The sequence below is a fragment of the Candidatus Zixiibacteriota bacterium genome (assembly GCA_040753875.1).
In the GTDB taxonomy this organism is placed as follows: Bacteria; Zixibacteria; MSB-5A5; order GN15; family FEB-12; genus DATKJY01.
Genome location: JBFMDV010000039.1, coordinates 13,610 through 31,510, shown reverse-complemented (window position 1 = coordinate 31,510; position 17,901 = coordinate 13,610). Strand labels below are relative to the sequence as shown.

The 17,901-nt window shown below is 55.7% G+C and carries 17 protein-coding genes and 1 pseudogene; 12 read left to right on the top strand and 6 right to left on the bottom strand.

Annotation, left to right across the window (positions count from 1 at the left end):
• Positions 1-221, top strand: a 221-nt coding sequence (locus AB1644_13990) for an IS256 family transposase (protein MEW6052159.1), incomplete at its 5' end; no start/stop codon positions are given.
• Positions 222-246: 25 nt separating this feature from the next.
• Positions 247-690, top strand: coding sequence for a site-specific DNA-methyltransferase (locus tag AB1644_13985; protein ID MEW6052158.1), 444 nt, complete (start codon positions 247-249; stop codon positions 688-690).
• A gap of 19 nt (positions 691-709) precedes the next feature.
• Here AB1644_13985 and AB1644_13980 read toward each other — a convergent pair whose 3' ends face one another.
• Entirely contained in the window at positions 710-1,066 is a 357-nt protein-coding gene (locus tag AB1644_13980) for a response regulator (GenBank protein MEW6052157.1), read from the bottom strand.
• The gene (gene hflX / locus AB1644_13975; GenBank protein MEW6052156.1) at positions 1,059-2,258 is read right to left on the bottom strand and encodes a GTPase HflX; all 1,200 of its coding nucleotides are present in this window, start codon (positions 2,256-2,258) and stop codon (positions 1,059-1,061) included. Before hflX ends, AB1644_13980 begins: the two co-directional genes overlap by 8 nt.
• A gap of 158 nt (positions 2,259-2,416) precedes the next feature.
• Here hflX and AB1644_13970 point away from each other — a divergent pair.
• Both AB1644_13970 and AB1644_13965 read left to right on the top strand, forming a co-directional pair.
• Positions 2,417-3,400 (top strand): annotated as a pseudogene (locus AB1644_13970) (cysteine synthase family protein).
• Between the two features lie 14 nt (positions 3,401-3,414).
• Positions 3,415-4,575: a PLP-dependent aspartate aminotransferase family protein gene (locus AB1644_13965; protein MEW6052155.1), complete on the top strand. Its 1,161-nt coding sequence runs from the start codon at positions 3,415-3,417 to the stop codon at positions 4,573-4,575.
• A gap of 295 nt (positions 4,576-4,870) precedes the next feature.
• On the opposite strand, the gene AB1644_13960 is transcribed toward AB1644_13965, so the two are convergent.
• The 4 genes from AB1644_13960 to AB1644_13945 are packed head-to-tail and all read right to left on the bottom strand — an operon-like array spanning position 4,871 to position 8,128.
• Complete coding sequence (locus tag AB1644_13960) at positions 4,871-5,974, bottom strand: GNAT family N-acetyltransferase (protein ID MEW6052154.1); 1,104 nt, start codon at positions 5,972-5,974, stop codon at positions 4,871-4,873.
• Positions 5,971-7,434 carry a class I adenylate-forming enzyme family protein gene (locus AB1644_13955; GenBank protein ID MEW6052153.1) on the bottom strand — a complete coding sequence of 488 codons (1,464 nt, stop codon included), beginning with the start codon at positions 7,432-7,434 and terminating at the stop codon, positions 5,971-5,973. Before AB1644_13955 ends, AB1644_13960 begins: the two co-directional genes overlap by 4 nt.
• On the bottom strand, positions 7,431-7,676 hold the full coding sequence (locus tag AB1644_13950; protein ID MEW6052152.1) for an acyl carrier protein: 246 nt from the start codon (positions 7,674-7,676) through the stop codon (positions 7,431-7,433). The genes AB1644_13955 and AB1644_13950 overlap by 4 nt, the downstream gene beginning before the upstream one ends.
• A 23-nt stretch (positions 7,677-7,699) precedes the next feature.
• Positions 7,700-8,128, bottom strand: coding sequence for a VOC family protein (locus AB1644_13945; GenBank protein ID MEW6052151.1), 429 nt, complete (start codon positions 8,126-8,128; stop codon positions 7,700-7,702).
• 237 nt (positions 8,129-8,365) lie between these two features.
• Between AB1644_13945 and AB1644_13940 the strand changes: the two genes are divergently transcribed.
• From AB1644_13940 to AB1644_13905, 8 genes are all read left to right on the top strand, one after another.
• On the top strand, positions 8,366-8,974 hold the full coding sequence (locus tag AB1644_13940; GenBank protein MEW6052150.1) for an acyltransferase: 609 nt from the start codon (positions 8,366-8,368) through the stop codon (positions 8,972-8,974).
• Positions 8,975-8,988: 14 nt separating this feature from the next.
• The gene (locus AB1644_13935; GenBank protein MEW6052149.1) at positions 8,989-10,134 is read left to right on the top strand and encodes a glycosyltransferase; all 1,146 of its coding nucleotides are present in this window, start codon (positions 8,989-8,991) and stop codon (positions 10,132-10,134) included.
• Between the two features lie 2 nt (positions 10,135-10,136).
• Positions 10,137-11,267, top strand: coding sequence for a glycosyltransferase family 2 protein (locus AB1644_13930; GenBank protein MEW6052148.1), 1,131 nt, complete (start codon positions 10,137-10,139; stop codon positions 11,265-11,267).
• Complete coding sequence (locus tag AB1644_13925; protein ID MEW6052147.1) at positions 11,246-12,388, top strand: glycosyltransferase family 4 protein; 1,143 nt, start codon at positions 11,246-11,248, stop codon at positions 12,386-12,388. Before AB1644_13930 ends, AB1644_13925 begins: the two co-directional genes overlap by 22 nt.
• Positions 12,385-13,602: a glycosyltransferase family 4 protein gene (locus tag AB1644_13920; protein MEW6052146.1), complete on the top strand. Its 1,218-nt coding sequence runs from the start codon at positions 12,385-12,387 to the stop codon at positions 13,600-13,602. Before AB1644_13925 ends, AB1644_13920 begins: the two co-directional genes overlap by 4 nt.
• Before the next feature lie 67 nt (positions 13,603-13,669).
• On the top strand, positions 13,670-15,553 hold the full coding sequence (asnB, locus tag AB1644_13915; protein MEW6052145.1) for an asparagine synthase (glutamine-hydrolyzing): 1,884 nt from the start codon (positions 13,670-13,672) through the stop codon (positions 15,551-15,553).
• A 4-nt stretch (positions 15,554-15,557) separates the two neighbouring features.
• The gene (locus AB1644_13910; protein MEW6052144.1) at positions 15,558-16,940 is read left to right on the top strand and encodes an AMP-binding protein; all 1,383 of its coding nucleotides are present in this window, start codon (positions 15,558-15,560) and stop codon (positions 16,938-16,940) included.
• Positions 16,941-17,020: 80 nt separating this feature from the next.
• Complete coding sequence (locus AB1644_13905; protein MEW6052143.1) at positions 17,021-17,836, top strand: FkbM family methyltransferase; 816 nt, start codon at positions 17,021-17,023, stop codon at positions 17,834-17,836.
• The last annotated feature ends 65 nt before the right edge of the window (positions 17,837-17,901 follow it).

The following is a 17,901-nucleotide window of genomic DNA, read 5'->3' as shown; positions in this document are numbered from 1 at the left end:
TCTTCGCCACCGTCAAGCTGCGGACCAACGCCGCCCGTCGGATCAAATCACCACGTTCGGCTCTGTATCTGATCTTCCAGCTGATCGTGCGAGCAGAGAAACGCTGGCGCCGGATCAACGCGCCGCAGATGGTGACGAAGGTTCTGGAGGGTGTGAAGTTCACAGACGGGATTGAGGACAGGAACACGAAAAACAATCAGATCGAAAAGCACGCTGCTTGAAAATCAAATTTACACAACTCTTGACATGAGCTCGTTTCTTGGCAAACCTTACGAACCAAATGCCATAATCAAGAATGACATTGAGTTCATACTAATGCAACGAAAACCGGGTGGGTACCGTCAGCCGACTCCCGATCAGCGTCTGGCTAGCATGATCTCGAAGAAAGATTACCACGAGTGGTTTCGACAGTTCTGGACAATCCCTGGTGCATCCACTAAAAAGCACCCAGCCCCTTTTCCCATAGAATTGGCAATTCGATTGGTCCGCATGTTCTCATTTGTCGGCGACACTGTGCTTGATCCGTTCTCAGGATCAGGAACAACGTGCCGAGCAGCACTTGAATGTGGTAGGAACAGCATCGGCGTGGAAATTGATCCCAAGTATTTCGAAATGATGTGTAGACGCCTGCGCGTAGCAGCCTCCGACTTGTTCGGAAGGTACTCTATCTTGGTTGAAGGGGCGGATTAACTAGAGTTCTGATGCCGCTTTACAGCAGCGTATTCAGCAGCCGTTCGATATCGGACATCATGAGCGGTTTGCCAAGGAAACCATCGGGCTTGAGCTCTCCGCCCATCGACGCAATCTCATTCACCGAATAGCCGGATATCAGCACCACTGGCAACTTGGGATGGCGGTCTTTCACTTCTTTCAGAAGTTCCAGCCCCGTCATGTTGGGCATCCGCATGTCGGTGATCACCATCGAGAAATCCCCCTTGGCCAGTTCCGCCAGCGCTTCGTTGCCGTCGCTGGCGTGAACAGACTGATAGTCGAACACCTCCAGCATTTCGCACAGAAGCGAGGACATGTTCGGGTTATCGTCGACGACCAGAATTCTCTTACCCATGATGCGTACCCTTAAGGGATGTATCGGCAGGAGACTGGACTGATTTAGCGAAATTTCCTCCGTCTCGATGTCGGCCGGAGGCCGCGATGATCTCAGCTTTCAAAGCAGCCAGACCTGACTTTTCTTTGGCGCTAACCAGAAACGCTCTCCCCTCCGGGTCCGGCGGGGCCACAAAGGCGGGGCTGATGTCTATCTTGTTGTATATCATCAGGTAAGGAACCGCATGGGCCCCTATCTCATCGAGCACCGATCTCGTCTGCTTAATCTGCTCCTCAAAGTGCAGTTCGGAGCAATCAACTACATGGAGCAGGAGATCGGCCAAATGAACTTCCTCCAAGGTCGATTTGAACGACTCCACCAATTGGTGCGGAAGCTTCTTGATAAACCCGACCGTGTCTGAGAATACGACCTGGCAGGGGTACCCGGACGACATCACGCGAGTAGTGGAATCCAGCGTCGTGAACAACATGTCGGCGGTCTGGACATCGGCTTTGGTGAGCAGATTGAAAAGCGTCGATTTGCCGGCGTTCGTGTAGCCGACCAGCGCAACCTTGAACAACTTCTGCCGCGCTTTCCTCTGGACCGCGCGCTGCGTATCCAACTCCTCGAGCTTCTCTTTCAAATGGTCAATCTTCTTGCGCACCTGCCGGCGGTCTACCTCAAGTTGCGTTTCGCCCGGCCCCTTGGCACCGATTCCTCCATACTGCCGGGAGAAATGGACCCACGCGCCGGTCAGACGCGGCAGCGTGTACTCAAGCTGGGCCAATTCGACCTGGAGACGTGCTGCTGCCGTTCTCGCTCGCGTTGCGAATATGTCCAGGATCAGGATCGAGCGGTCGATCACCTTCACTTCGAGTTCGTTCTCGAGGTTTCGCTGCTGGGCGGGGCTGAGGGGATCATCGAAAATAACGCAGTTGGCATTCTGCGCCGGAAGTGTCCGCCGCAACTCCTCCACCAATCCCTTGCCGATAAACAAGCCCGGATTCGGTCTCTGGCGAGTCTGGATCCTCTGACCGACGACTGCGGCGCCAGCCGAGACTGTCAGTGCTGCCAGTTCAGAGAGCGAATCGGTGATCGCCTGACGGTTTCTTGAGTCAAGCGCCAGCCCGATCAACAGCGCCCGTTCCTTGTCCGCCTTGCCGTGCGCGATCACCATATACTGTAAAGATACAGGCTTTTGCGAAGTTGCCAAGAGGCAATCATCAGCCACGGTCCGCCAAATCCCCTTGACAAGTGGCTCGGTTCGCCCAATATAGACAATCCCTGGTCATTTTTGGCCTTCCGTGAACAAGGGGCACCTGCCGATGTTTACGGTAGTACTGAAAGAGCAACGTCTGTGTCCGGAGACCTATGGTCGAAAAATTCTATTCCGACAACATCACCGAAGCAATAGGCAACACGCCGCTGGTGCGGCTGCGCAAGCTGACCACCGAGATGGGAATCAAAGCCACGGTCCTGGCCAAGCTGGAGTTCATGAACCCAACGGGATCGGTCAAGGACCGGATGGCTGTCTACATCCTGAAGCAGGCGATTACGCGCGGCGACCTGAAACCGGGCGGGACAATTGTCGAAGCTACGTCCGGCAATACCGGCGCTGCGGTGGCGATGTTTGCCGCCGTGCACGGTTACAAGGCGATCCTGACAATCCCGGACAAAATGTCCAGTGAAAAAGTCGATTCGCTAAAGGCCTTCGGTGCCGAAGTACATGTCTGCCCGACCGCCGTCCCGGCCGAATCGCCGGAGAGTTATTATGAGACCGCCAAGCGGATTCATCGCGAGACCCCCAACTCATATTTGATTGGGCAATATTTCAATCTCGATAATATCGAAGCACACTACAAACTCACCGGCCCGGAAATCTGGAAACAGACCAAGGGGAAACTCGATGTTCTGGTTGGCGGAATCGGCACCGGCGGGACAGTTAGCGGCACGGCCAAATATCTGAAGGAGCAGAACCACTTGATCGAGGTGGTAGCGGCAGACCCTATTGGCTCCGTCTACTACAATTACCACAAAGACAAGACCATGATCGAGCCGCACACCTATTTTGTTGAAGGGATCGGCGAGGACATGCTCTGCCCGACGATCGATTTTTCGGTGATTGACAAAGTATATCAGGTGAACGACAAAGAATGTTTCGAGGCCGGACGTGCTCTGGCACGCAAGGAGGGGATACTGGCCGGCGGCTCCAGCGGCGCTGCAGTACATGTGGCGCTCAAACATGCCAAACTGCTTTCGCCGGACAAGATCATGGTCGTTATTCTCCCGGACAGCGGAAGCAAGTATATCAGCAAGATGTTCAACGATGACTGGATGCGGGAGAAGGGATTTCTATAACAGGTGACACCATGAGCCAGAGCCGATTCAAGAATTTCAAGTTCGAGACCAAAGCCATCCATTCCGGCCAGGTGCCGCAAGACCAGACCGGTTCGGTGACCACGGCTATCTACCCCAGCTCGACCTATCGCGTCCAGTTCCCCGGCGATGAGTCCGGGTATGTCTACTCCCGCTGGTCCAACCCGACTCGTTTGGCGCTGGAAAATGCACTGGCTACACTCGAGAATGGCACTCACGGGTTTGCTTTCGCCTCCGGCCTCGCGGCTCTCAAAGCAGTACTCGATCTGTTAAAAGCCGGCGATCACGTGGTAGCGGTAAGCGATCTGTATGGCGGCACCCGCCGTCTGTTCGAACGGCTGATGCGGGCCAACTACAATTTCGATTTCACATATGTCGATGGCCGCGACCCGTCGGATTTCGAAAAAGCCATCAAACCGAACACCCGGCTGTTCTGGTTGGAAACTCCCACCAATCCGCTTCTGCATTTGATCGACATCGCGGCAGTCGCCAAGATCGGGAAGCAACACGGCATTTTGACCGCAGTGGATAACACGTTTGCTACCCCCTATATCCAGCGTCCGCTCGATTGCGGCGCCGACATCGTCCATCACTCCGCCTCAAAATATCTCGGCGGGCATTGCGATGTTATCGCCGGCGCGCTGGTGGTCAAAGATGACGCGCTCGCCGAAAAACTCCGCTTTAATCAATATGCTGTCGGCGGCGTGCTGGGGCCCTTTGACGCCTGGCTGGTCCTGCGCGGTCTGAAGACTCTGCACGTGCGCATGGAGCGGCATTCGCTCAACGCCATGAAAGTGGTGGAATTCCTTGAGACCATGAAACAGGTGGACCAAATCTACTTCCCGGGCCGCGACGGCAAGCCGATTCCCAACGGTATGAACATGCCAGGCGGGATGGTGTCGTTTAGTTTGAAAGCCGACTTTGACACGGTGAAGAAATTCGCCATGTCAACCGAGGTCTTCGTGCTGGCCGAATCGCTTGGCGGCGTGGAGTCGCTGATAAACCACCCGGCCTCGATGACCCATTCTTCGATTCCCAGGGAGGTGCGCGAGCAGCACGGGATCACCGACGGCTTAATTCGCCTCTCCGTAGGCATCGAGCACAGCGATGATCTTCTTATCGACCTGCGCCACGCGTTTGAAGCAATCCGCTAACCGCAGAATTTTCTCCAGTTCGGTCGGGTCTTGCGCCCCGCTTCAGGGCGTGTGACCCGACCGCATTCCGCGCAGCCACCGCCGCCTGTAGGGCAGAACCGCTTCTGGTTCTGCCACTCTTCGGTCGGTGTATCCCAGCCATCGGCTGGGTCCCCAGCTACTCCGTTTCCCCGCACTGTCAATTACCGTCGTTTCGATGGGGAAACGGTGCTTGGAGGTGCGGTGATATGACCGGTTGCTTTGTGGTGAGAGCTGGAAACCCACCTGAAGCAGGTGGGCTACACCGAAGCCGGCCTCAATCGTAGTAATAACACCCGTCCCCGTCCCCAAGCGTCAGGTACCAATTGCGGTCATCTGCGAAAAACGCTGCAGGAAGCTCGGTGTTATTCTTGTACGTGGCCGGCGAGAACGGCATCATACGCACACGGAAACCACGGCGATTCAGGATTGCTTCCTCTTTCGGCGTGGAGCATCGCGTAGCGATATAATGCGCGCCACCGTTTACTGACTGCTTGACCACAAATCCCAGCAGTTGTTCATACGCCTCCGGCTCATCGGGCAGTACATACAACTCCAAAAGCGCTACGAATGGCAGCTTGTCTTCATCGATGGAGCGATGCATAACCGCGAAGCCAAGGAGTGATTCGCCCCGATACAGTCCAAATGAACTGATTCCCCCAAACGGATACTCGGCATAGCGCCAGTTGAGATAGGCGGAATCACGGACCACCATGATGTGATGTTGCTTTGAAACAACGGACCAGAACTGGTCGAAACGTTTATCGAAACGAGTGATTGAGTGGACTTCGGCCCCCGGCGATTGCGGATATCGTGTCAACAACCGCCCAAGCGCCATCGGCCAGTCGGCCCTCACACCGAGTATTGTACCAATAGCAGCGCCTACTGAACCGGCCTTGGCCCTAAGCGAACGCGTCAGCAGGCCACTCAATTTGAGCGGCTTGAGCAGCTTCTTTCGGCCATGCGCAATCTCTTTCCCTCCCAGCGCCAGCGTGATCTTGTTGGCCGGCTCGTTGGCCGAGGTCGAGATGTGCAGTGCCGAGAGCTCTTTGCTCAGCGCCTTTAATTTGATCTTCATACCGGCCGAGCGAGCCGATGGGTCCACTGCCAGATCGCAACTGCACGACGCTACAACTGTGCGGTCTCCCAGCTTGACCCGCATCGGCACCAGGCCATGCACGCCCACAATCTGACCGTCGAGTTCGGCGATAAGAAACCCGGGAATCTCAGGCAGGCGGACCGGATTGTTCTCAGAGCGCCAGCGCCAGAGTTTAACGCGCTGTTCATACGGCCGGGCACAGAATGTCCGGTCGAGTACGGCCGCAATCGCCGGGTAGTCATCCGGCGTACCGGCGCGGACCACTACCTCGGCCTTCGTCACGACTGCAATCTCTCTTTGAGCGACATCCGCTTGGTCTTGCCGGTGTCGGTGCGCGGTATCTCATCGATGAAGACAATCTTTTTGGGAATCTTGTATATCTCGAGCCGGTCTTTGCAGTGGCGGCGCAGTTCGATCTCCAGTTCCCGGCTCGGCGCGCCATTGGGTACCACAAACCCAACCACCACCTCGCCGGTCATCTCGTCGGACGCTCCAACCACTGCACAGTCTTTGACACGCGGATGATCCATCAGCACCGATTCCACCTCCATCGGCGTCAATTTGAGTCCATCGATGTTGATCTGCTCCTTCAACCGTCCTTCCCACGTCAGGAAACCATCGGCATCCATAATCCCCAAATCGCCGGTCCGAAACCAGCCATCGAGAAAATACTCGCTCGAATTGATCCCCCAATACCCTTTAGTGAGATGCGGCCCGCGGATGAGTACTTCACCAACTTCATTGGTTAGCGGTTTATCGGGTGTTCCCACAACAACCTCCGCTCCGGGCGTTGGCCGACCTACCGACTTCAGTTTGGTGCGATTGTCATTGTAACAGATATAGCTTGAGCGGCTTGCCTCGGTGAGACCATAGTACATGTAGAACCGCGTGTTCGGCAGAAGCTCCAGCATCTTTTTGATATACTCCTCCGCCATCGGAGCAGAGTTGACAACGATATACTTGAGCCTTCCCGCATGATTGGCGAATAGATCCGCAAATTGATCCAGTATCATCTTGAACCCGCCAGGAGTGCCGGGGAAACTGGTAATCTGCTCGTCGGTAATACGCTGCATCAGGCGAGGGATATCCTGAAGCTTCTCTTCGAGGTACACTGTCCCGCCAAGCGTCCAGTAGATATGCACGTGCGCAAGACCGAACAGGTGCGTCAGCGAAAGTGTGGTCAACTCGCGGTCACTCTCCTCGATCTTCGCCCATGAGATGATTGAACGAATCGTGTGCTGGAGATTATCATGCGAGAGGCAGACTCCTTTTGGTATGCCCGTTGCCCCGCTCGTGTACATGATAAGCGCCAGAGGATTCTTGTCGGCACACAGCTTCTCCAAAGGCATCTCCGGCAGGGGATCGAGATTGTGGGGACACCGTATCTGCCCCTGAATATGATCGTACTCGGCTCGCGACTTGTGGCTCATCCAGGCTTTGGCGTCGCAGTTCGACCGTACATATTCCAGATGAGCCGGACGCGACCGTGGGTCCACCAGGAGCGCCGTGCAGCCGCGCATGAGGGTACCCAGATAGGCACAGAGATAGTTGACCGAATTGGGAAACGTGAGTATTACTCTGTCGCCCGCACCGACATTGTTGCTTTCGAGGAGAGTCGCAAATCGGCGCGCGCGGCTCAATACCTGCGCGTATGTGAACCGATGATTGTCCGGACCGACCAGGAATGTCTTATCGGGAACTCGGTCAGCGGTGGCCAGGAAGTTTTCTGCAATCGACTTCATTCAAAGCCAACACCCTGACCGCGCAGCACTGACTTGATATCCCCAATCGTCCCCATCGAAACCATCTCTTCGGGTGTCATTGCGTACCCAAACTCCTTCTCGACCGCCGCCGCGATACTCACCATCGCCAGGCTGTCCCAGGTCTCGATCTCATCGGGGCCGAATTCATCCCGGTACTGGGTGTCATCGATCAGCAGAATATCTTCGAGCAGGCGGAGCAGTTTCTGATTATTGGGCGACATGGTGTATCCTTGTTGGTGCGGGGCTATTCGGTGTCGGACCAGTCCATGTCCGGGTCATGAATCAGTTCCACGTTCAATCCGGCGATATTGGGGAGCGCGAAATTGAACTGAAACTGCCCGATCCCCTTTTGTTTCTCACCGGCGATGAACTTGATCCCCTTGCTTTCTAGTTCCTTCTGGGCGGCATCGATATCCTTGGCGCAGAAGGCGATATGATGGAAGCCGCCCCGCCCCTGGTTGAAATTCTTGAGCACACCTTTGTGCGGAATCATGAAATGCAGTTTGCTCCCACCGGCGCAACTGAGAAAGACGTTGGTGACGTGATACTTTTCGATTGTCTCCCGTGCTTCCTCGGTGAGTCCCAGGATGGTCTTGAACTGCTCGATCTGGGCCTCGTCGCGGGCCACGATGCCGATATGGTGCAGTTTCAGTTTCTTGCCCAGTTCATTCATGGTAGTCTAAACTCTCTGCGTGTATCGGCGGTTTCCGACCGGCCCGACACCGGCCAAAATAGGCCGCAGCATTATGCTTGTCAACTTAACTCCAGTTTTGCCTTGCACTTTGGCGCTTATCCCCCTACCATTCCGCCGCAAATAACTGAATGCCAATCCCGCCGGGTCTGCCTGTCAAAATCCAGGATTCTACCGATATTGAGGTAGCGGTATCGGCCGGATTGAGGAGCTATTTCCATGGCAGGACAACAACCATCACGCCTGGCGCGGTTGCGCCAACTCAGGTTCAAGGATATACGCCGCAAGATCATGGGATACATGCGCGGGTGGTGGCTTCGTTCTCAGGTGGAGATCAACGGCCCGATCAAGGCGATCGGGAAGCAGATCATAAGCAAGAAAAACGGAGTAATCAGGATCGGCCCCAATTGCACCCTATGGCCCAATGTCAAACTGGTGGCGATGTCAGTCCTCGAGGGTGTCCCGGCCGTTCTCACTATTGGCACCAACACCAATATCGGCGACCGGACCGAAATACACTGCGGCCGCGAAGTCAAAATAGGCTCCAACTGCGGCATCTCATGGGATGTGGTCATAGTCGAACATAACTACCACGCCCAGGACATCTCCCAGGAAGGCCCGGACCTTGACCCGCGCTCTGTTATTATCGAAGATTACGTCTGGATCGGCTTTCGCGCCATCATCCTCAAAGGGGTTCATATCGGCAAAGGTTCGATCATCGGGGCCGGCTCCGTGGTCACCAAGGATGTGCCGCCGTATTCGCTGGTGGCCGGCAACCCGGCCAAAGTGATCAGGCAGCTTCCCATTCCGGGACAACAGAGCGCTTGAGCCCGGACTCTTCTATGTCTACCGAACGAATCAATCTTCTTCACACCGTTCTCAATCTCGGCTTCGCCGGGCTGGAGCGAATCGTCACCGAACTGACTCTCCGCATCGACAAAACCCGCTTCAATGTCGAGGTTTGCTGCTTCAACAAGCTGGGGCCGTTCGCCGAGCTGCTCCAGGAGGCCGGCATCAAGGTCTGGCTGCTGGAGAAGAACCCAAGGCATTTCGACCCGCGCGATCCGTTGAAACTCGTGAAATATTTCCGGCAACACCATATCCATGTCATCAACACCCATTCCGGGACGTTTTTTGAAGCCACCGCAGCCGCCCGTCTTGCCCGTGTCCCGGTGGTGGTGTACACCGACCATGGCCGACCGAATATCGAGCCGCCGCTGCGAACACTTGAGGACGCCGTCACCACGCGTTTCGCCGACCGTGTCATTGCGGTTTCCGAGGAACTCCGTGACAACATGTTCCGGAAATTGAAAGTCCAGAAACATAAAATGCAGATCATTCTCAACGGCGTGAACATGGAGACATTCTCCCCTCGCCCCAAATCTGAAACGCTCTTGCGGGAACTCGATATCTCACCGGAAGCTCGGGTGGTCGGAACTGTCGGACGTCTGGAGACCATTAAGGACCAGGCAACTCTCATCGAGGGGTTCGCCCAACTTCACCGAGCGCTGCCGGAGAGTGTGCTCGTGTTGGTCGGCGGTGGATCATTGCAAACTGAACTCGAAGAACAGGTCCGCTCTCTCAATTTGACTGACTCGGTCCGGTTCGCCGGCAAACGGGCGGATATTCCGGATTTCCTGAATCTGTTCGACCTGTTCGTGCTCTCGTCGGTTTCCGAAGGTACCTCGGTCTCACTGCTGGAAGCAATGGCCTCGGGCCTCCCCGCCGTGGTGACCAACGTGGGGGGAAACCCGGCTATAGTGGACGACAACGTGAACGGGATTTTGTTCAAGGTCGGCGATGCCGACGGACTGGCGGCTGCGCTTCAGTCGCTCTTGACCGATGACACCCGCCGCTCTGCATTCGCCCGAGCCGCACGTGAGAAAGTTGGCCGTGAGTACAGTCTGGATAAGATGGTGGCTGAGTACGAGCGGCTTTTCCTGCAGTTGTTGCACCGAAAAGGGAAATTCCTACAGTGGGCGGAGTAGTATTGCCGGTCCTCTTCTGGGGGTCGGCCTTTGTCATTTTCTGGGCCTATATCGGATATCCCCTGGCCTTGTGGCTTATCTCGCTCTTTCATGTCAAGAAAGTCGCCAAACAGGACTGGTATCCGCCGGTGACCGTGATCATCACCGCGTACAACGAGGAAAAACGAATCGCCAACAAAATCGACAACACGCTGGCGCTCGAATATCCCAAGGACAAGCTGGATATCATCGTTGTTTCCGACGCCTCCACCGACCAGACCGAGGAGATTGTCCGTTCCTACTTCGATCGCGGCATCAAACTACTTCGCATAGCCGAGCGGCACGGCAAGCATTACGGACAAGGACACGGCATACAAATGGCCACTACGGACATTGTCGTGCTCACCGACGCCACCACTTTTCTCAAGGCGGATGCCATCGCCAAAATAGTTCGCTCGTACGCTGACCCCACGATTGGCTGTGTCTCCGGCGAAGACAGGATCGAGGAGACCGCCGACGGCTCGGCTGGCGAGGGCGCGTATGTGCGATACGAAATGAAACTTCGGGCGCTCGAAAACCAGGTCGGCTCGCTCGTCGGCGCCAGCGGCTGCTTTTTCTCCGTCAGAAAATATCTCTGCTACCACTGGATCGGCGACATGTCCAGCGACTTCTACATGCCGATCGTCACCCGCATGCACGGCCTTCGCGCCGTAGTCGAGCACCAAGCCATCGGTTACTATCGCGTCCTGGCTAACCCCGACAAAGAATTCATGCGCAAGGTCCGCACCGTCGTGCACGGGCTGGAAGTGCTATTTGAGTTCAAAGAAATACTCAATGTTTTCAAATACGGCACCTATACGCTCCAGATGTTCAGCCACAAACTGTGCCGGTGGCTGGTGCCTTTCGCCATAATAGTTTTACTCATAGCGAACCTGTTTCTATGGCGGCATGGCTTGTTCTACCAGGCATTGTTGGCCGGACAGGCGCTCTTGTACGTTATGGCTCTGCTCGCGTACCTGCTGCGACCGCTACAACAGATCAGCCTGTTCAAGATTCCCCTGTTCTTCGTAATGGTAAACCTTTCGATACTGGTGGCCTGGTGGAAATACCTGACCGGCCAGAAGTATGTGGTATGGGACGCCACCAAACGATAAGGGTATGTCACCTCATCTCCGGTGATCTGTGGGCCGGCGCCGAGGCGCAGGCATTCAACATGATCACCGCACTCACGGCGTGCGATGAACTCGAACTCTCCGCTATCCTCCTGAACGAAGGGAAACTCGCCGCCCTATTGCGTCAATCAGGCCTGCGTGTCACCGTCATCGAAGAAGCCGGCCACGGATTTTGGGCAATCCGCGGTCGGGTGGTCGACGAGTTGACGAAACGACCGGTTAATATCATCCATTCCCACCGTTACAAAGAGAACATCCTGGCTGCCATGCTCAAGAAGCGGTGTCGCGTCAGAGGACTTGTCCAGACCGTGCACGGCGTCACGGAGATGTTCTCGGGCGTCAAGAATCTCAAAGGCCAACTGTATGACCGCGCCAACCGATTTGTTACCCGTCGATACTTCGAGCGCATCCAGCCGGTCTCGCATGATATCGAGCGGCAGTTTCGTGGATTATACAACCCCGATCGCATCACCACGATCCACAACGCGGTCGACCCGGTCAAGATTGTTCCCTCCCGCAGTTCCGTGGAACTGAGAAAGGAATTGCAGGTTGCGCCGGACCAACCTATCATAGGTTCGCTCGGTCGGATGGTCCCGGTTAAGAACTACGAACTGTTTCTGCAGATGGCAGGGCTGATACACCACAAGCGTCCCGAGGTCTGTTTCGTTCTTGCCGGAGACGGCCCGCTGAAAGACCGGTATATGGCTTTGGCGCAATCGAATGGGCTGGGTGAGACCGTGAAATTCCTGGGATTTCGCCACGATGTTTGGGATATCCTTAACGGTCTCGACCTGTTTGTTATGACGTCGCACCACGAAGGGATACCGGTGGTTCTCCTGGAGGCTATGACATTGAAAAAACCCTGCATCAGCACCGCGGTCGGAGGCATCACCGAAGTTATAGAGCCCGATCAATCCGGAATTCTGACGCCCCCTGGCGATGCCGAGGCGCTGGCCGACGCCTGTGTGAAATTGCTCGCTGATACCGGTCTGCGCGAACGAATGGGATTGGCCGCGCGAGCCCGGGTACAGGAAGAGTTCTCCGTGGACCTGCAGCGACAGCGCCTGCTGGCCGTGTATCGCGAAGTTATGGCGCTCGCATGAAAATCCTCATTCTCTCCCATTTTCTGCCGTACCCGCCGCACGGCGGGGCCCTCCAGCGAAACCACTACCTGTTCCGCGAGGCAGCCGCCACCAACGAGGTTCACCTGTTGAGTTTCACTCAGCGTAACATTCTCAACACCGAGGCCAAACTGAGTGAAGCCGTCGCTGAATGCGACAAAACCTATAAGAGCGTGACGGTTTTCAAAATCCCGACCGATTACAGCCGATTCCGCTGGTATCTCTTGCTGTTGTTTAATCTCCTTTCATTGACTCCGTACTCCGTCTGGCGTTTCAGAACCGGACAGATGGCCCGGAAACTCCGCGTTATGATCGCCGAGGGGAATTTCGACCTGGTCCATATCGACACCATCGCTCTTGCCGGTTACATAAAATATCTCGGGCGAGTTCCCGCTGTGCTCAATCACCATAATATCGAATCGAGCCTGATGCTCCGCCGCGGCTACAGCGAAAAGAACCCTCTGGTGAAACTCTATATTCTGCTGCAGGGCTGGAAACTGCGCCGTTATGAGAGACTTCTGGCGCCGCGCTTCGCCTTGAACCTCACCGTCTCCGAACTTGATGCGCTCGAGTTGTTGCGATTCTGCCCGGGCGCCAAGACCGAGGTGGTGCCCAACGGCACCAATGTCGAGTATTTCCGACCCCGCCCGGACGAACAAGCGACCAGCATGGTCTGGGTCGGCGGCATGAACTGGTACCCGAACCGCGATGCCATGACCTGGTTCTGCGAGGAACTGTTCCCGCGTATCAGAGCGCGCGTTCCCCAGGCTACAGCGGTCATTGTCGGCCAGGACCCGGCCAAACGGGTGCTTGAGTTGGCCGCTCATGATCCGACTATCAAAGTGATGGGTTATGTCGACGATATCCGCGAACATGTCGCGCGGGCGGCGGTTTTTGTCGTGCCGATTCGGGTAGGAGGTGGAACCCGGCTCAAGATTCTGGATGCCTTCGCCAGTGGCAAGGCGGTCGTATCCACTACCATCGGTGCCGAGGGGATTGGGGCCACGAATGGAACTGAGATTCTGATCGGCGATTCGGTCGAGCAGTTTGTTGACCAGGCCGTTCGGGCATTGACCGATATTTCACTCCGTCGAAAGCTGGAATCGAACGCCCGCCAGTTCGTCGAACGAAACTACGCCTGGGGCATCATCGGCGAGACCCTCAAACAGTGTTACCAGAACGCAGCGAAAGTGTGAACGTATTGTTCAACAGACACTAAATAAGTGACCTGAGAATCCGGACAACAAAGGGACAGTTACTTTCATGTGCGGTATTTGCGGCGTACTTAATTTCCAACGTTCGCAACCGGTCGATCAGACGGTGGTGCGAAAAATGACCGGGGTGATGACACATCGCGGTCCCGACGATGACGGCTATTATTTTGATGGTCCGCTGGGGTTTGGTTTCCGCAGACTGAGCATCGTCGATCTTGCCGGGGGACATCAGCCGATGTCCAACGAGACCGGTGATGTCTGGATTATCTTCAACGGTGAGATATACAACCATGCCGATATCCGCAAAGACCTGATCGCCCAAGGGCATCAATATCGTACCAAAGCCGACACCGAGACCATCATTCACCTGTACGAACAGGAGGGAGTAGCTGGATTCTCGCGGATGAACGGCATGTTCGGTCTGGCGATTTGGGATGCCCCAAGAAAGCGGCTGGTCATAGCTCGCGACCGATTGGGTATCAAGCCGATCCATTACACTATCCGCGACGGCAGTCTCTGTTTTGCCTCCGAGATCAAAGCACTGCTGCAAAACCCTGCCGTGCCGGCACGACCCAACAGCAGAGCATTTGAGGAACAACTGATTTTCCGATACCCAGCCGGCGAAGATTCCCTGTTCGAGGGAGTAGCCAAGCTTCTGCCTGGACATCTGCTAATCTGCGAGAACGGCCGCATCCGCACGGAGAAGTTCTGGGATGTTTGCCCGCCCGGGGAGTATGGCGAGACCGACTTGAAATCCGCGACGGAACAGCTGGAAGCAAACCTCCGGGCGTCCGTCAAATACCGGCTGATGTCCGATGTTCCCCTCGGCACGTTCTGCAGCGGCGGGGTCGATTCCGGCCTGACCACGGCCTTCGCCAAAGATCACCACAACGCCGATCTGAACACTTTCTCCATCGGCTTTCACGAGCCGGAGTGGGATGAATCCCGCTACGCAACCATGATGGCTGATCGGTTCCAGACCAACCATCATGTCATCCGTATCGACAAGAAAAAATACGCCGACGCTCTGCCGTTTCTCGTCTGGCACCACGATGAGCCGCTTCACCACCCATCGTCGCCGCTGATCTATTTTGTCTCCAAGCTTGCCCGTCAGTACGTGACCGTGGTCCTCACGGGGGATGGCTCCGATGAGTCGTTCGGCGGCTATCCGCGCTTTCTGATTCCCCGCACGGTGTCGCACGCAGCCGGTCTTCCTGGGTTTGTTCGAAAAGCGCTCGGAGCCGCTCTCTCCGCCGCACCAGGCAGGAAACTGAACAAAATGGGATATTTCTTAGGCAGGTCGCTCGAAGACGTCGGCCTGTACAACGCCATGTATGGCCCGGCGGAGCTGGTCCGTTCCATTCTGGCCACCAACACGAATGGCGAGTACCTCGAATACCGGCGCTCTATTCTGCGTCACCCATCGCTGTCACGTCACAACCTCACCGAGCAGACGATGTATCTCGATTTGAAAACGTATATCCCGTCGGCACTGTACGATGTGGACCGGATGACTATGGCCGTCAGTATCGAGGGCCGCGTGCCGTTTCTGGACCATCGCCTCGTCGAATGGGCCATCAAACTCCCGCTGAGTCTTAAAATCAACGGCACCCGAAACAAGTACCTGGTGAAGCTCCTCGGTGAGCAGTACTTACCGCACGAGGCGATCTACCGGCAGAAAGTCGGCTTTGGTGTCCCCGTGGATTTGTGGTTCCGGGACAATGATGGATTAGGGCGTTATCTCGATATGTTCTTCGAACCCAAGTTCAGACAGCGCGAAGGACTCCGCGCCGAACGTGTGCAAGCGGTCATCAAGGAACACCGCGCCGGCACCCGCAACCATGGTGAGTTACTTTGGACTCTCACCAACCTCGAACTGTGGCACCGGATCTATATCGACCGGACACTAACGCCCGAGCCGCCGAGAGACTGACGCTATGCACCCGTGGATTGCCCGACACCTCTTCTATTACCCGATTCTGGCGCTGCGCGGCGAGCGGCTTTACCCGTATCTCCGCGAGGTCCGCGCATTCAATAGACTAAGCCCGGAACAGATGCAGACGGATCAGTGGCGACGGCTTCGCGTACTGTTGGAGTACGTTTATCAACACAGCCCATACAATCGCGAGAAATTTGACCAGCACGGAATCTCGCCCGCGAATATCCAATCCCCCGACGACTTTGCCAAAATCCCGCTCCTGACCAAGGACGAAATACGGAAACATTCCGCGCGCATGGCCTCAACCGAAAAGCGACGCATCTCCCATCGCCATACCTCCGGCTCGACCGGCATGCCGCTCGACTTTGTCAAAGACCATGATTCGCTCGCCTACATGAACGCCATCATGCACGACTGTTACAGTTGGCACGGCATCGAGATCGGCGACCGTCAGTGTCGTATCTGGGGCCTTCCGCGCGAGCTCAAACGACAAATCTCGATTTATACACGTGACTTCCTGCTCAACCGCATCCGCCTCAGCTCGTTCGATGTCTCCGACCAATCCAGCACCGCTTTCTATCACAAAGTCAGGCGGTTCCGCCCCAAATTCATGTACGGTGTCCCCAGCTATATGACCGAACTCGCGCTTCGATTGCGTCGCCTCGGCTTCAACCCGGCCGACCTTCGCCTCCACGCCATCGTCGCCACCGGTGAGATTCTGTATCCGGAACAGAAGCAACTGATGAAAGAGGCCTACGCCTGCCCCATCGTCAACGAGTATGGCACCACCGAGTGCGGCATTATCGCGTTCGCCTGCCCGAGCGACCAGATGCATGTCATGAGCCACAACATTTACCTTGAAGTGGTCGACCCGGCCACCGGCAGGGAAGTTGGCCCCGGCGAGACGGGCGAAGTGGTCATCACCGACCTCACCAGCTACGCCATGCCGTTTGTCCGGTACCATCTGGGCGATATCGTGGAACGGAAGGAAAGTCCCTGCCCGTGCGGCCTGCACCTGCCGATGCTCGGCCATATTGAGGGACGACTTGAAGACATGCTGACCACTCCCGAGGGCAAAAAAGTGGCCGGCGGGATGTTCTACTACACGCTTACCAAGGGAATCCGCAAATTCAAAGTGTATCAGCGGGCGATTGACCGCCTGGAGGTCTATCTCGAGAAAGGGCCCGATTTCGACCAGATCGACCTGAACGCCATCCGTGAAAAATGGAAAGTGTACCTTGGCCCCCGGATGAACGTGACATTCCAGATCGTCGAGGAGATTCCCGCTGACAAGAGCGGCAAATTCCGCTATTTTGTCTCCGAACTGCCACCGGCGGCACACTCAACCCAAGTCGTGAACGATAATCCCGCTAAGGAATAGTGGACTGAACATTATGCCGACATGGCCACCGTTGGCGAGAGAGGGTCTTCCGGTCAGCAGCCGCTGAAGGGGAGGTATCGATGAACATCAAGAATGTGGTAAAAGCCCTTGTCCTGAGCGTGCTTCCTGAGCGTGCTTTACAGGTCCTAAAGAAGGCGTATTATCCCCGCATTCTAAGATCAATTTGCGAAAGAGACGAAAAGGACTTTGGAGTCATTATACATCTGGTACGCCCTGGGGACTGCGTAGTCGACATAGGAGCCAACATCGGAGTGTACACTAAGTTTCTATCGGATCTTGTAGGTGTTCACGGTCGTGTACTGAGCGTCGAGCCAATCCCGTATACATTTGAGATTCTTTGCTCCAACATAAGGAAGCTTCGGTTGGCGAATGTCGAACCGATAAACTGTGCCGTCTCCAATTCGAATAGCAACGTGACGATGGAGGTCCCGACCTACGAATCCGGAGGTGAGAATTTTTACGAAGCCAGAATCGTCGATGACATAACCGACAGCTCACTAAGGCGAGAGCGAGTAGAATCGAAGACCATCGATTCCCTGTTCTTGAGACTACCACGTAACATCTCCTTCATTAAGTGCGATGTCGAGGGACACGAGCTCAAATGTATCAAAGGTGCTGTGAAGGTGATGGGAGAATCGAAGCCGGCGTGGCTTGTCGAGATATCAGGCGACCCAGGTGCTTCAAAATCTCCGGCCGCCGAGACTTTCGAACTGATGCAACACGAGGGCTACGAGGCCTATTGGTTCGATGGAAGGAATCTTAACAGGTGGAGCCGTGGCGACAAAAGTGTCAACTATTTCTTCTTGACGCCAGGTCATTTGCAGACACTGAGCGGTTCGGGAATCCTTGGCGAGCCCGGAGCCCATATAGTTTAGTGGGGGCGTGAGTCTGCCAATCACTTCCACTGTTCAGCTTTTGACCGTCAATCACGAAACGCACA

Coding starts and splice junctions, on each gene's coding strand:
- AB1644_13935 (MEW6052149.1), top strand. CDS start 8,989: ATGTCTACCGAACGAATCAATCTTCTTCACACCGTTCTCAATCTCGGC.
- AB1644_13965 (MEW6052155.1), top strand. CDS start 3,415: ATGAGCCAGAGCCGATTCAAGAATTTCAAGTTCGAGACCAAAGCCATC.
- AB1644_13940 (MEW6052150.1), top strand. CDS start 8,366: ATGGCAGGACAACAACCATCACGCCTGGCGCGGTTGCGCCAACTCAGG.
- AB1644_13955 (MEW6052153.1), bottom strand. CDS start 7,434: ATGAAGTCGATTGCAGAAAACTTCCTGGCCACCGCTGACCGAGTTCCC.
- AB1644_13950 (MEW6052152.1), bottom strand. CDS start 7,676: ATGTCGCCCAATAATCAGAAACTGCTCCGCCTGCTCGAAGATATTCTG.
- AB1644_13980 (MEW6052157.1), bottom strand. CDS start 1,066: ATGGGTAAGAGAATTCTGGTCGTCGACGATAACCCGAACATGTCCTCG.
- AB1644_13945 (MEW6052151.1), bottom strand. CDS start 8,128: ATGAATGAACTGGGCAAGAAACTGAAACTGCACCATATCGGCATCGTG.
- AB1644_13985 (MEW6052158.1), top strand. CDS start 247: ATGAGCTCGTTTCTTGGCAAACCTTACGAACCAAATGCCATAATCAAG.
- asnB (MEW6052145.1), top strand. CDS start 13,670: ATGTGCGGTATTTGCGGCGTACTTAATTTCCAACGTTCGCAACCGGTC.
- AB1644_13920 (MEW6052146.1), top strand. CDS start 12,385: ATGAAAATCCTCATTCTCTCCCATTTTCTGCCGTACCCGCCGCACGGC.
- AB1644_13905 (MEW6052143.1), top strand. CDS start 17,021: ATGAACATCAAGAATGTGGTAAAAGCCCTTGTCCTGAGCGTGCTTCCT.
- AB1644_13910 (MEW6052144.1), top strand. CDS start 15,558: ATGCACCCGTGGATTGCCCGACACCTCTTCTATTACCCGATTCTGGCG.
- AB1644_13925 (MEW6052147.1), top strand. CDS start 11,246: ATGGGACGCCACCAAACGATAAGGGTATGTCACCTCATCTCCGGTGAT.